This window comes from Actinacidiphila sp. bgisy160, from assembly GCF_057707815.1.
Map to the genome: position 1 here is coordinate 1 of NZ_JBYIQW010000092.1, position 13221 is coordinate 13221.

Below are 13221 nucleotides of genomic sequence, written 5' to 3' on the forward strand. Positions count from 1 at the left end.
AGCCAGCACCCACACCCTCCACCTGCCCGACACCGAACTGACCACCGACACCACCGGTGCCGTCGCCTCCTGCCAGCGCTACTACAGCCAGGCCGGCGCACCCACCGTGATGCGCGCCATCACCCGCGGAACCGGCGACCCCGCGCTGACCGCGATGGTCACCGACCACCACGGCACCGCCACCGCCACCATCGCACTGTCCACCGGGCAGGCCATGCAACGCCAAAAGAGCGACCCCTTCGGCGTCCCCCGTACCGAAGACAGCAACTGGCGCTCCCACCGCGGCTACCTCGGCGGCACCGACGACACCACCACCGGCCTCACCCACCTCGGCGCCCGCGAATACGACCCCGACACCGGCCGCTTCATCTCCGCAGACCCCATCCTCGACATCGCCCGCCCCCTCAGCCTCAACGGCTACGCCTACAGCGCCAACAACCCCGTCACCCTCACAGACCCCTCCGGCATGGACTACGGCTGTGGTCCAAGTGCAGGTGCCTGCCTGCCCGCGGACCCGGACGCCAACGCCGGCCACTGCCCGCCCTTCTGCAGCGCGGACGGCAAGCCCCACGGCCCAAGCACCGGTGGTATGTACAACGGAGGCAACGTCAACCCCAACGGCACCTCGGGCGGCGGAACCGTCTCAGTAACTATCACCAGCACCGTGTCGCAGAACTGCAACTGGCAGTGCAAGGCAAAGGGCTGGGCGCAAGACCACATCGAAGTCGTTACCTTCGCCACCGAGATCGTTGTCGATGCTGGCTGTGGTGTAGGAGTTGCCGCCGCTGGTGTAGCAACTGGTGGCACCGGCCTCGCTCTCGCTGCTGGCTGTGCTGCCCTCGGCGGCCTGGCCAGCTCATGGGTCGGAAACTACCTCGATCCCAACGCAGACCACAGCGACGCCGGATATCTCAAAGCCGAAGTAACCGGCGGCGCTACAAGTGCCGCATACGCCGTAACCGGCTACGGAGCCGGTGTGGCGCTAGAGAAGGGCGCGACAGCTCTCGCTTCAAAACTCCTCGCCAAGGAGACAAAGGCAGCAGCTCACTCGCCAACCGTCTGCTTCCGGAGTTTCAGCCCAGATACCTTGGTCCTTATGGGCGATGGCACCACAAAGCCCATCGCGAAGATCAAGCTCGGCGACGAGGTCGAAGCTGCCGACCCGGAAACCGGTAAACATCAGGGCCCGCGCAACGTTGCTGCAACGCTCGTGCACAAGGACGATGACCTGGTAGACCTCAGGGTTCAGGACAAGAGCGGCAAGATCAGCACAATCCACGCGACAGCCAACCACCCCTTCTGGGACGCCACTGCCCACACCTGGACTGAAGCCGGTCAACTCGAAACAGGCCACCTGCTCAGCACCGCAGGTGATCACCGTGTTCTGCTCGCTGGAGTAGCCCTCCGGTATGGCGTGGCCCACATGTACAACCTCACAGTCGCTGACTTGCACACGTACTATGTACTGGCAGGGGCCACGCCGATCCTCGTTCACAATAGTGGGCCGGGGTGTGGATCCGTTTGGATCGATTCGAACAGGGTGCCTCATCATTTCAAGCATGCCGCTGACTTCGGGGTTACTGCAAAGGAGAGCAAGGCGAGCAAGCAGGCATTCGTGAACGCCTTGCAGGATTTTGTCAAGCATCCGGGGAACGTCCAGATATCGGGGACTTATCGTGGGACGCCTGCCCGACACTACGTGGATCTCAACACTGGACGCCACGTCTCGGTGGATATCGAGTCGGGCGAGATGCTTGGGGCGTGGAAATCGGATGTGAATTCAGACCAGTTCTGGTACCTGACCATGCAAGGGAAGCTATAGATGGCCACGTTGGAGCCCTTCCTGGTACTCGCGGAGGCTGTTTCCGAAGGGAGGATCTCCCCTTCAGAGTTCTCCCTTGTTTGCCTCCCCCTGTACAAGGGGTATGGCGGTCCGTATCCGTCTCCCGAGCACTATCAGGCGGCGACAGATCTCTTTTATGTCGCGCATGACTACGATTCAGCCGGCATCGGTATGCCGGACCTACTGAACGATGACCAGGTTCGCCTGAAGGCGGCTGATATCGCGAGGCGAATGAGGCTACTCGTGCAGTAGCCAAATTCGAAGAGGCAGATTTGGTGGAAGAGTGGGTGGGTCTCTCGGTTCTGGGCCGAGGGACCCACCTGTGATCTTTTGACGGCGACGCTGACGGCAACGCAGCCGGACGCAGACGGCCCCACGAGGCAGCTCGTGGGGCCGTCGGCATTCCTGAAGGCACGCAGTGCTACGAACTGGCGTCGGTCTTGAGGGCGTCGGTGAGGGTGTTGATGGCGGCTTGCTGGAGGCGGGGGCGGACGTGGGCGTAGACGGCGGCGGTGACGCCGATGTGGGCGTGTCCGAGGAGCTCCTTGATGACGACGAGTTCGACGCCCTGTTCCAGGAGGAGTGTTGCGGCGGTGTGCCTGAGGTCGTGGAAGCGGATGCGGCGGAGGCCGGCCTTGCGGAGGAGCGTGGTGAAGGCGCGGGTGAGGTTGGGGGGTCGATCGGTCGACAGGGTCCCTTGCATGATCGAGGTCTGTCCGGATTCATCCGGTGATGCCGAGGGCGGCCAGGGGCCTTCGCCAGTCGCGGGCGGTGTGACGTAGGGCGGCGGCGATGTTGGTGTGGCCGTCCTGACGGTGGACACCGATGGCGAGGTTGCGCAGGCCGGCCATGATGCGCGGGAGATGGCCGACATGGATCTTGGAGTCGTCCTCGCGGAACGTGCGGTCACGGACGTGGTGGAGAAGATTTTCGATCTTCCAGTGGCCTCTGATCCAGTCCGCGATCTGGGCGCCGGTAACCGCGCCGGGCGGCAGACTGGTGATCAGGTAGACGCGCTCGATGGTGAGCTTGCCGCTCGTGAAGTCCTTCCTCCAGCGCACGACTTGAAGGGCCTGGCGGGCGTCGGGGTAGTCGAGGTGGGCGAAGGCGGCGGTCTTCAGCCGCCGGATCTCCAGGCGGTGGTGGGCCCGGGTGCGGTCGTAGTGGTCGAGCGTGATCTCGCGCCAGGGCAGACGGCGGACGCGGTCGAATAGCCCGGGATGGTTGGCCTTGACCTGGGCGATGTAGTGGGCACCACACTCGCGGAGGTAGGTGCCGTGAGCGTGCTGGGTGAGCAGCGCGTCGGCGGTGATGACCGTACCGGTCAGGTCGACGCTGTCCAGCAGGGGCCGGAAGGCGGGGATCTCGTTGCTCTTGTCGGCGACCTGACGCTGGGCCAGGACGTGACCGATGTGGTCCATCGCGGCAAGCTGGGTGACGTGCTTGGCGGTGGCGGTGCGCGAGCCACGCAGGGCTTTGCCGTCAACAGCGATCGCCCGCAGTCCGGGGCCGGCTGGGGCGGCGCGGGCACTGAGGAAGGCGCCGATTGCCTGGTCCAGGGCGTCACCGTCGAGCTGGACGAGGAGACGGCGCAGGGTGTGTGGGTGCGGGACGGACACGGTGCCGGAGAGCGGGTCGGTGGGGAAGCCGAGAGCCCGGCAGGCCCACGCGGGGAGGTCGCTGATCCATTCCGTGATCGCGGTGAGCGAGCGGGCGCCGGCCAGGACACCCGCCGCGGCCGCGGTGACCAGGGCGGACAGTCGGTAGCGGCGGCCACGGACGCCTCGCGGATCGGGCACCAGATCCAGGAAGCCGGACAGCGCGACCGCGTCCGCCAGCGGGACCGGCGCGGCAGCCCGGCCCAGTTGGTCCAGCGCGGTGGGCATGAGGGAAGATGCAGGAGCAGGCACGGACTCGCCAGGTGTTCATGGGACTTCGACACTCACATGATCACCGAGACCGTGCCTGCACTGCGTTTGCCTCCTGCCCGAACCAGGACGTCCACCCCAGACCGGACCAGCATGATGTTCCGGACGAATCGCGATCATGCAACGGCCCCTGGGAGGACACCCGACGGTGGCAGCGGGAAGCCGAACTCTTCCAGCAGCGGTGGCGGTATCTGGAGGGCTTGACGGAGCTTGCGCGCGAACGGCTGCACGAGATGACCGCACGTCAGCAAGCGTTCGACCTGCTGGAACTCCAAGTGGTAATCCTGGGTGATGTCCCACGCAAGACCCGTGCCGATGACGGGATCAGTGAGTGGTTCCGGGACCGTGACAGAGCGGTGCCGCTGCTCACCGACGAGGCATAGGCCAAGGTCGAGCCGCTGTTCACGGTGCGCAAAGGTCGACGCAGCCGGGACCCCCGGGTCACACTTGATGCAGTGCTTCACAAGGCCCGCGCAGGGTGTGCATGGAGTTCCCTGCCGTCTCCGCCGGGCAACCTGTCGAGCGTGTGGCGACGGTGGCTCCGCACGGGCTTTTGGGGAGAGTTGATGGAGGCGCTGGTGGACGTGCCGGGAACCCCGGTCGTGGAGAACGGCATCACTTTGCCCCCTCTGGAGATCCGGGGGCTGGTCGACCCGCTGCGGCTGGCCGTGCCCAAGGCGTACGTCGTCCTCGCCGAGGGCTGGGAGCCGGGCCCGCAGACCGCCGCAACGCTCTTCGCGCACTCGCGGGCCGTGCTCGCCCCGTACAAGCGGGTGCGGCGCATCGAGTTCGCCGAGCTGCCCAAGACCGTGTCCGGCAAGATCCGCCGCATCGAGCTGCGGCAGCGCACCGCCGAGGGTGCCGTCGGCACCGAGTACCGCGAGGAGGACCACAGGTGAGCACCCCCGCGAGTCCCGTCGAGCCGTCCTACGCGAGCGGCACCGGTACCACCGCGCTGCTCGGCGACACCATCGGCCGCAACCTGGACCGGGCCGTCGCCGCCTGGCCGGACCGCGACGCGCTGGTCGACGTGCCCAGCGGCCGCCGCTGGACCTACGCGCAGCTCGGCGCCGCCGTCGACGACGTGGCCCGCGGCCTGCTCGCCAAGGGCGTGGGCAAGGGTGACCGGGTGGGCATCTGGGCCGTCAACTGCCCCGAGTGGGTGCTCGTCCAGTACGCCACCGCCCGGATCGGCGCGATCATGGTCAACATCAACCCGGCCTACCGTGTCCACGAGCTGGCGTTCGTGCTGGGCCAGGCCGGCATCGAGGTGCTGGTCGCCTCCACCGCCTTCAAGTCCAGCGACTACCGGGCCATGGTGGAGCAGGTGCGCGACGAGTGCCGCTCGCTCACCGAGGTCGTGTACATCGGCGACCCCACATGGGACGCCCTCATCGAGGCGGGGTCCAACGTCCCCCACGGGCAGCTCGCCGAGCGCGCGGCGGAGCTGTCCTGCGACGACCCGGTCAACATCCAGTACACCTCCGGCACCACCGGCTTCCCCAAGGGCGCGACCCTCTCCCACCACAACATCCTCAACAACGGCTACTTCGTGGGCGAGCTGGTGGGCTACAGCGAGCAGGACCGGGTCTGCCTGCCGGTGCCGTTCTATCACTGCTTCGGCATGGTCATGGGAAATCTGGGCGCCACCTCGCACGGCGCCTGCATCGTCATCCCGGCACCCGGCTTCGACCCGGCGGCGACGCTGCGAGCGGTCGAGCAGGAGCGCTGCACCTCGCTCTACGGGGTGCCGACGATGTTCATCGCCGAGCTCAACCTGCCGGACTTCGCGACGTACGACCTCTCCTCGCTGCGTACCGGCATCATGGCCGGTTCGCCCTGCCCGGTCGAGGTGATGAAGCGGGTGGTCGCCGAGATGAACATGGCCGAGGTGTCCATCTGCTACGGCATGACCGAGACCTCCCCGGTCTCCACGCAGACCCGCCGGGACGACGATCTGGAGCGCCGCACTGGCACCGTCGGGCGGGTGCTGCCGCACGTCGAGGTCAAGGTCGTCGGCCCGGACGGCGTCACGGTGCCGCGCGGCACGGCCGGTGAACTGTGCACCCGCGGCTACTCGGTGATGCTGGGCTACTGGGACGAGCCGGAGAGGACCGCCGAGGCGATCGACGCCGGCCGCTGGATGCACACCGGTGACCTGGCCGTGATGCGGGAGGACGGCTACCTGCAGATCGTCGGCCGCATCAAGGACATGATCATCCGCGGCGGAGAGAACGTCTACCCGCGCGAGATCGAGGAGTTCCTCTACGCCCACCCGAAGATCGCGGACGTCCAGGTGGTCGGCGTCCCCGATGAGCGGTACGGCGAGGAGATCCTGGCCTGCGTCGTCCTCAAGGACCCGGCGGCATCGCTGACCGTGGAGGAGCTCGGCGAGTTCTGCCGCGGCCGGCTCGCCCACTACAAGGTCCCTCGCCACCTGCGGCTGATGGATGCCTTCCCGATGACCGTCAGCGGCAAGGTCCGCAAGGTCGAACTGCGGGAGTCCTTCAGGCCCGCGTGAGGTCCGCGACCCGCCGCGCCACCTCCTGCGGCGGCGCGGCGGTCGTGTCGAGAACCGTCGCGGCCGCCCGGAGCCAGGGCAGGGCCTTCGCGTACTCCTCCAGGTGGTCCAGTCGCCACTGCCGGGCGCCGGTCTCCACCGTGTCCTGCTCGATCCTGCGGGTGAGGGTGGCCCGGTCGGTGTGCAGCAGGAAGTGCCGCACGGGCAGGCCGGCCCGCTCCAGCCCCTCCTCGATCTCCCGCCAGTACTCCTCCACCAGCACGGTCTGGGGCACGATCAGCGTCCCGCCGAGGTGGCCGTGCACCTGCGCGAGCGACGCCACGGTGAGCGCCCGCCACGGCGGCCACTCCTGGAAGTCCCGCACGGGCAAGGCCTCCTGGAGCGCGTGCCGCAGCATGAACCCGACGTGCTCGGTGTCGAAGACGTGCGCTCCGGGAACGAGTCGCATCAGGTGCGAGCACGTCGTGGTCTTGCCCGCGCCGAAGGTGCCGTTCAGCCAGATGATCACGCGCGCCACCCTAGCCGCCGTTACCCTGGCAACACATCGGACACGTACGGGAGATGGGGGCGACGGGGATGGCGCACTGGGAGGACGGGCGGCCGGTGGGCGGTGACCAGTCCGCGATCCCGGAGCTGGTGTCCGCCGTGGTCGGGGCGGGCGGGGTGGTCCTGCTCAGCTCGTTCATGCAGGCGGTGGGGACCAAGCTCGGCGAGATCACCGCGGCACGCATGGGCGGCCGGGGCTTGTGGCGGCGGCGCGGCACCACCGAGGAGGAACGGACGGCTGCCGCCTTCATCGCGGCGGTGCAGAAGCTCGGTTCGGTCCGGCGCGAGGGCGGCGGGGTGCTGCGGCTGGAGGACGAGGGCTCCCGCACCCGGGTGCAGGTGCACCCGTTGCTGCCGGTCGAGGCGGTCGCCCAGTTCCAGCGGCTCGACCTGCGCCACCCGGAGGTGGCGGGCCTGGAGATCGCCTGGACCGAGACCCTCGGCGACCACCCGCAGGGTGTCTGGGCCACGACGGGCGGCGCCGAGGGCGCCGGCACCCGCTACTTGTGGAACGACCTCCGCCGCACCTGGGAGCCCCACCGCCGCACGCCCTGAGGGAGACCGTCACCTCCACGACACCCGCCGTTCAGCCGGGGGTTGCCGGGTTGTCGACGCGCGCGTCGTCCCGGCGGGGAGCGGTTGCTAGGGTGCGTGCTGCGCTGCCGCGAAAGCCCTGTTCCGGGGCGGCGGCGCAACACGGATGCCCCGGGGGCGTGTGCCCGCGCCCCGGTCCACGCGGCGGGGCGGCTTTCGCTACATCTTGGGTTTGGAAGGATTCATGACGGCTTCTCCCGACGAGCCGGCGCCGGCGCCCGACGAGGCCCCGGTGGGGCCGTCCCCCGCCGGTACGGTGCTGCCCCGGCGGACCCGGAGGACGTCCGCGATCGCCGACGCTGCCGCCGCCACCAGCCGGACGCCCACGGACTGGGCGGGCGGCGACGCCCCGACGTTGCGGGCCAGGCAGGCCGCCGCCCTTCCCGAGCGGCCCGAGGAGGCCACCGAGCCGGAATCCGCCTATGCGGACGGCTTCGCGGCCGGGCTGGTCTTCGCGTCCCGCTCGACGTCCGGTTCCGATGAGGAGCCGTCACCGTCACCGGCGACGGCTGCGGCGCCGGCGCCGCGGGCGCCCGCCGCGAAGGGGCGCGGGTGGTCCCGGCCCCTCCTGCTCGTGGGCGTGGGTCTCGCGGTCGGCATGCTCGTCTGCGTGCCGTTCCTCGTGCGGGGTTCGGGCGAGGAGGACCGCGGCCCGGCGGCCGTGACCCTCGCCGACGCGAGCCCGGCCGACGAGGCGCCCGGGACCGGCCTGGCCACGGCGCGCCCCTCCGGCAGTGGGTCGCCGTCCCCGGGGGGCACTGCGCGGCGCTCGCCGGAATCCGGTTCCCCGGAAAAACCGGCCGGGACCGCGAGCGCGAGCGGGGGCAAGGCCACCTCCGGCGCCACGAGCGGCGCTTCGGCGCAAGCGCCCGCCGCCGGCCCTTCGCATTCCGCCGCTGCGCCCGGCACGGCGATCCGGAGCCACGACTCGGGCCGCTGCATCGACGGCAGCCCCCCGTGGGGCGAACCGCTGCAGCTGTGGGACTGCACGGGCAGCGCCGCGCAGTCCTGGCAGATCGGGCCGGACGGCAGCATCCGTTCCCGGGGCCAGTGCATGGACGTCGCGAACGGTTCGCGGGACGACGGCGCGGCCGTCCAGCTGGTCGACTGCAACGGCACCGGGGCCCAGCAGTTCCGCCTCAACGCCGCTCACGACCTGGTCAACGTCCAGGCCGACAAGTGCGTCGAGGCGGAGGACTCGCCGGGGGTCAACGGCACCAGGCTGCGGTTGTGGAGCTGCAGCGGTCAGGACAACCAGAAGTGGAGCCGCGGCTGACAGCCGGCCCTGCGGTTCGCGCGGGCGGCGGTCAGGCGTTGTCGTTCCGCGCCAGGCACAGGACGTACTTGGTCGAGCCGCGTTCCGCCCGGAACGCGGCCACCGTGCGCGGGTAGGTGGCGCACCGGCCGGTGTCGGTGGTGTCGTCGAAGCGGCCGACGACCTCGTACTGGGCCTTCGCCGAACCGCAGTCGACGACGGACACGTCCGGGAAGAGGGTGTTCCCGCTGCTGTGGACGCAGTCGCCGACCTCGGCGTACTCGGGGTCGTTGTGGAGCGCCAGCCAGCCGCCGCCGATGAGGATGACCGGTATCAGCAGGCCCAGGGCGGTGGGTCGGAGCAGGACCGGCCGGCCGGGGTCGGCGGGCGTGCCGGGGGCGCCGGGGACCGGCTCGGGCAGGCGGCTGATCTTCCACCGCTGGAACAGGTTCACCAGCAGGGTGAGCGGGTTCAACAGCAGCGAAGTGGGACTCCACCAGCCCGCGATCAGGCTGTCGGAGACCATCTCGCGGTGCTTGGCGATGCCGCAGCGCCGGCAGAACGGTGCCCTGACCTTCAGGAAGCGCATCATCACCACCATGCCCTGGTGACCGCGGACGGTCGCCTCGACCGCCGGCACCGAGCCGCAGAACAGGCAGGAGCGTCCGTAGCCGGGCACCTCCTGGCCGAAGGGCGGCAGCGGTCTCGGCCGGGCGGCCGGGGGCGCTGTCCGTGGTTGTGCCAGTGACTGTGCCTGCGGCCCGAGTTGGCGCTGGGCGGGCGGCTGGGGCTGCGCGGGCGACGGCGTCGGCGTGGTCAAGGAGATCACCTGGGGTCCGTGTGAATCCGGTGTGAAGGGCGAGCGGAACCCTACTGGTTGGTACCGACATCGATCGACCCCATTGCCGGACGGCTTTCGCGTCCCCTTCTTGACCCGCGTGCCGGGGCGGCCTATGTTCACAGTAGTTCCGCATGACAAAAGAATAATTTCGCAATGTGGAATGCACCGGGCGCGACAACCTGGACCGCAGGACGACGCAGGAGTGACCGAATGCCTCGAATGACCGCCGCCCGAGCGGCAGTGGAGATCCTCAAGCGCGAGGGCGTGGACACCGCGTTCGGCGTGCCCGGCGCCGCGATCAACCCCTTCTACGCGGCCCTCAAGGCCTCCGGCGGCATCCAGCACACGCTCGCCCGGCACGTGGAGGGCGCCTCCCACATGGCCGAGGGCTACACGCGTACCGCCCCCGGCAACATCGGTGTCTGCATCGGCACGTCGGGACCCGCGGGCACCGACATGATCACCGGCCTCTACTCGGCGACCGGCGACTCGATCCCGATCCTCTGCATCACCGGGCAGGCGCCCACCGCGGTGATCCACAAGGAGGACTTCCAGGCCGTGGACATCGCGGCCATCGCCGCGCCCGTGACGAAGGCGGCCACCACCGTCCTGGAGGCGGCCCAGGTCCCCGGCGTCTTCCAGAAGGCGTTCCACCTGATGCGCTCCGGCCGCCCCGGCCCGGTCCTGATCGACCTGCCGGTCGACGTCCAGCTCACCGAGATCGAGTTCGACCCCGAGACGTACGAGCCGCTGCCGGTCTGGAGACCCGCCGCCACCCGCCGCCAGATCGAGAAGGCGCTCGCCATGATGGCCGCCGCCGAGCGGCCGCTGATCGTCGCGGGCGGCGGGGTGATCAACGCCGACGCGGCCGGTCCGCTGGTGGAGTTCGCCGAACTGACCGGCACCCCGGTGGTGCCGACCCTGATGGGCTGGGGCGCCATCCCGGACGACCACGACCTCAACGCGGGCATGGTCGGTCTGCAGACCTCGCACCGCTACGGCAACGCGACCTTCCTGGAGTCGGACTTCGTCCTCGGCATCGGCAACCGCTGGGCCAACCGCCACACCGGCCGGATCGACGTCTACACCAAGGGCCGCACCTTCGTCCACGTCGACATCGAACCCACCCAGATCGGCAAGATCTTCGCCCCCGACTACGGCATCACCTCCGACGCCGGCGCCGCGCTCGACCTGTTCGTCGAGGTGGCCCGGGAGCTGAAGGCCGCCGGCGAACTGCCGGACCGCTCCGGCTGGGCCGCCTCCGCCCGGGAGCGCAAGGCGACCCTGCACCGCCGTACGCACTTCGACGACATCCCGATCAAGCCGCAGCGCGTGTACGAGGAGATGAACCGCGCCTTCGGCCCCGACACCCGCTACGTCACCACGATCGGCCTCTCCCAGATCGCGGGCGCGCAGATGCTGCACGTCTACCGGCCGCGCCACTGGATCAACTGCGGCCAGGCCGGCCCTCTCGGCTGGACCGTGCCGGCCGCCCTGGGCGTGGCGAAGGCCGACCCGGGGGCGCCGGTGGTGGCCCTTTCGGGCGACTACGACTTCCAGTTCATGATCGAGGAGCTCGCGGTCGGCGCGCAGCACCGGATCCCCTACGTCCACGTCCTGGTGAACAACGCCTACCTGGGCCTGATCCGGCAGGCCCAGCGGGCGTTCGACATCGACTTCGAGGTCAACCTGGAGTTCGAGAACGTCAACTCGCCCGAGCTCGGCGTCTACGGCGTCGACCACGTCAAGGTCGCCGAGGGACTGGGCTGCAAGGCGATCCGGGTCACCGAGCCGGCCGGGCTCGGTGCCGCCTTCGAGCAGGCGAAGAAGCTCGCCGCCGAGTACCGGGTGCCGGTCGTCGTCGAGGTGATCCTGGAGCGGGTCACCGACATCGCCATGAGCGTCACCAACGACATCGGCGACGTCGTGGAGTTCGAGGAGTTGGCCACCGAACCCGGCCACGCTCCCACCGAGATCATCCCGCTGACGAGCTCCTGAGCCCGGGCTCGACCGCCGCCACCGGCCGCCCCGCCCTGACCTCCGGGCGCGGCGGCCGGACTCCATGCACGACCGTCACTCACAGCGGTCCGAACAGCCAGTTGCCGGGGGCCTCGGGGTCGGTGCCGATGTAGTAGGCGCGGATGGCCGCGACCAGTTCGGCCGTGCTCACACAGCCGTCGCCGTCGGTGTCGATGCGGTTGAAGGCGGCGGCGATTTCGGCGGCGGGCGTGTTGAAGGCCCGTTGCAGGACCTCGAACTCCCCGCGCACGACGTGGCCGTCGCCGTCGGTGTCGCACAGAAGGGCGACGGCCTCGGCCGCGGGGTGGAAGACCGGGTCGAAGGCGGGCCCCTCGATGAAGGCCTTGGTCATCCCGTGGTGGTACTCCGCGGAGGACAGCCGCCCGTCGCGGTCCCGGTCGGCGTAGGCCGCCAGTTCCGCCCAGACGGCGTCCAGCCGCACCGCCACCGCCTTGCCCTTCGGCGAGGTGGGGGACATGCCGAATCCGTGGATCAGCCGCGCGCCGACGTCCTGGAAGTCGGCGCGCTCGGCATATCCGTTGCCGTCCGTGTCCAGACGGCGGAAGGATTTGTCGAGCTTGCGCTTCAGTAGGGCCGTAGACATCGCTGCGTCCTTGACGTAGTCCTGGGGTGCCGTACGGAGGGGAACCTCTCGATACTCCCCCGGGAGCGGCGCTCGCGCGACCCGAGTGACCACGGTGGGTGAAGGATTGGGCTGAGCCCCCCGCCGCGCCCGGCGGACCCGGCTCAGGGCGTGGCGTGCGGGCCGGTCCTGATCAGGACGTCGGCGGCGTCGTTGACCGGCTGCGGCGTGCCGGTGAGGTCCATGACGAACAGCGGCACCCCCAGCCGGTCCGCGCGTTGCCGGGCGTCGTGGGCGTAGCCCGCCAGGGAGAAGAAGGCGCCGGTGGAGTCCTCGTTGAGGCAGTTGAGCCAGAGGGTCTCGACGTCCCGCAGCGGCGTCGGCCGCGTCGTCGGGTCGACCTGGGCCACGACTCCGTCGCCGCGCAGGTCGATGCCGTTGGCCGAGTGGTCCCCCGGCGTGCGTACGCCCGCGAAGCCGAGCCACTTCAGGTACTGGGCGGCGGCGGTGACCGCGTCCCGCGCGGTACGGATGGTCACCGGCCGGAACGGCGGCCGCTGCGCCGGCGCCGAGGGCCCCGGGCCGGCCTGCCGCTCCGGGGGGACGGGGCGCCGTTCGGGCATCCACAGGGCCCGGGTGTCCACCGGCAGCCGGACCACCGCCCCGCAGTCGCAGCCGAGTTCGGGCTGCGGCCACTGCTCGTCGCGGCCGCAGTCGGGGCAGCGCATGGCCACCCAGGAGTCGTCCCAGGACCGGTGGCGGATCTGCAGCGGGATGCCGCCGCGCAGGATCGGCAGGGCCAGCGGCGTGCCGCAGGCGCAGGGGAAGACGGGCGCGGTGTAGGCGTGCTCCCGGCGGCAGGCCGGACAGCGCACGGGCACGCTCTCTGCCATGGTTCGCGACTCCTGGGCGGTGCGGCGGTGCGGCGGTACTCGCCGGGACGGTCCTGCCGTCCATGGTCCCGCACGCGGTGCCCGTCGTGCACCCGTCTTGCCGCCGCCGGTCATGCGGCGGCACACCACCGCCCGGGGACCCCTGCCGCGTCCGGCCCGGTCGCGGTACGGGTCCCCGGGCGGGGCCCGGTTCGGGGC

12 protein-coding genes and 3 pseudogenes are annotated in these 13221 nt (G+C 70.1%); 9 read left to right on the forward strand and 6 right to left on the reverse strand.

Annotated features, from left to right (window positions below):
• Positions 1–1822 (forward strand): RHS repeat-associated core domain-containing protein (locus tag AC3EUJ_RS35985; protein WP_431969039.1); only part of this gene is annotated, 1822 nt, incomplete at its 5' end.
• On the forward strand, positions 1823–2095 hold the full coding sequence (locus AC3EUJ_RS35990; protein ID WP_431969041.1) for a hypothetical protein: 273 nt from the start codon (positions 1823–1825) through the stop codon (positions 2093–2095). It abuts the gene before it with no gap.
• A 169-nt stretch (positions 2096–2264) separates the two neighbouring features.
• Here AC3EUJ_RS35990 and AC3EUJ_RS35995 read toward each other — a convergent pair.
• Both AC3EUJ_RS35995 and AC3EUJ_RS36000 read right to left on the reverse strand, forming a co-directional pair.
• Positions 2265–2519: pseudogene (locus tag AC3EUJ_RS35995) on the reverse strand (tyrosine-type recombinase/integrase); the annotation flags it as partial.
• Between the two features lie 46 nt (positions 2520–2565).
• Positions 2566–3729, reverse strand: coding sequence for an ISAs1 family transposase (locus AC3EUJ_RS36000; protein WP_431969043.1), 1164 nt, complete (start codon positions 3727–3729; stop codon positions 2566–2568).
• Between the two features lie 242 nt (positions 3730–3971).
• Between AC3EUJ_RS36000 and AC3EUJ_RS36005 the strand changes: the two genes are divergently transcribed.
• The 4 genes and pseudogenes from AC3EUJ_RS36005 (at position 3972) to AC3EUJ_RS36020 (ending at position 6292) form a co-directional block, all read left to right on the forward strand.
• Positions 3972–4154 carry a hypothetical protein gene (locus AC3EUJ_RS36005; protein WP_431969045.1) on the forward strand — a complete coding sequence of 61 codons (183 nt, stop codon included), beginning with the start codon at positions 3972–3974 and terminating at the stop codon, positions 4152–4154.
• A gap of 15 nt (positions 4155–4169) precedes the next feature.
• Positions 4170–4325: pseudogene (locus AC3EUJ_RS36010) on the forward strand (transposase); the annotation flags it as partial.
• 96 nt (positions 4326–4421) lie between these two features.
• A pseudogene (locus AC3EUJ_RS36015) lies at positions 4422–4670 on the forward strand (AMP-binding enzyme); the annotation flags it as partial.
• Positions 4667–6292 carry an AMP-binding protein gene (locus AC3EUJ_RS36020; protein WP_431969047.1) on the forward strand — a complete coding sequence of 542 codons (1626 nt, stop codon included), beginning with the start codon at positions 4667–4669 and terminating at the stop codon, positions 6290–6292. The pseudogene AC3EUJ_RS36015 and the gene AC3EUJ_RS36020, both read left to right, overlap by 4 nt.
• On the opposite strand, the gene AC3EUJ_RS36025 is transcribed toward AC3EUJ_RS36020, so the two are convergent.
• A complete protein-coding gene (locus AC3EUJ_RS36025) occupies positions 6279–6800 on the reverse strand; it encodes an AAA family ATPase (protein ID WP_431969049.1) in 522 nt (173 codons plus the stop codon). The genes AC3EUJ_RS36020 and AC3EUJ_RS36025 overlap by 14 nt on opposite strands.
• 68 nt (positions 6801–6868) lie before the next feature.
• Between AC3EUJ_RS36025 and AC3EUJ_RS36030 the strand changes: the two genes are divergently transcribed.
• Together AC3EUJ_RS36030 and AC3EUJ_RS36035 are read left to right on the forward strand one after the other, a co-directional pair.
• Complete coding sequence (locus AC3EUJ_RS36030; protein ID WP_431969051.1) at positions 6869–7393, forward strand: hypothetical protein; 525 nt, start codon at positions 6869–6871, stop codon at positions 7391–7393.
• Positions 7394–7616: 223 nt separating this feature from the next.
• Complete coding sequence (locus AC3EUJ_RS36035; RefSeq protein ID WP_431969053.1) at positions 7617–8708, forward strand: ricin-type beta-trefoil lectin domain protein; 1092 nt, start codon at positions 7617–7619, stop codon at positions 8706–8708.
• Between the two features lie 31 nt (positions 8709–8739).
• Here the strand turns inward: AC3EUJ_RS36035 and AC3EUJ_RS36040 are convergent, their stop codons facing one another.
• Complete coding sequence (locus tag AC3EUJ_RS36040) at positions 8740–9507, reverse strand: LppU/SCO3897 family protein (protein ID WP_431969055.1); 768 nt, start codon at positions 9505–9507, stop codon at positions 8740–8742.
• A gap of 231 nt (positions 9508–9738) precedes the next feature.
• Here AC3EUJ_RS36040 and gcl point away from each other — a divergent pair, with 231 nt between their 5' ends.
• Positions 9739–11526, forward strand: a complete 1788-nt coding sequence (gcl, locus tag AC3EUJ_RS36045; RefSeq protein WP_431969057.1) for a glyoxylate carboligase — start codon at positions 9739–9741, stop codon at positions 11524–11526.
• Positions 11527–11605: 79 nt separating this feature from the next.
• Here the strand turns inward: gcl and AC3EUJ_RS36050 are convergent, their stop codons facing one another.
• Together AC3EUJ_RS36050 and AC3EUJ_RS36055 are read right to left on the reverse strand one after the other, a co-directional pair.
• Positions 11606–12151, reverse strand: a complete 546-nt coding sequence (locus AC3EUJ_RS36050; protein WP_431969059.1) for an EF-hand domain-containing protein — start codon at positions 12149–12151, stop codon at positions 11606–11608.
• A 143-nt stretch (positions 12152–12294) separates the two neighbouring features.
• A complete protein-coding gene (locus AC3EUJ_RS36055; RefSeq protein WP_431969061.1) occupies positions 12295–13023 on the reverse strand; it encodes a hypothetical protein in 729 nt (242 codons plus the stop codon).
• Between the last annotated feature and the right edge of the window lie 198 nt (positions 13024–13221).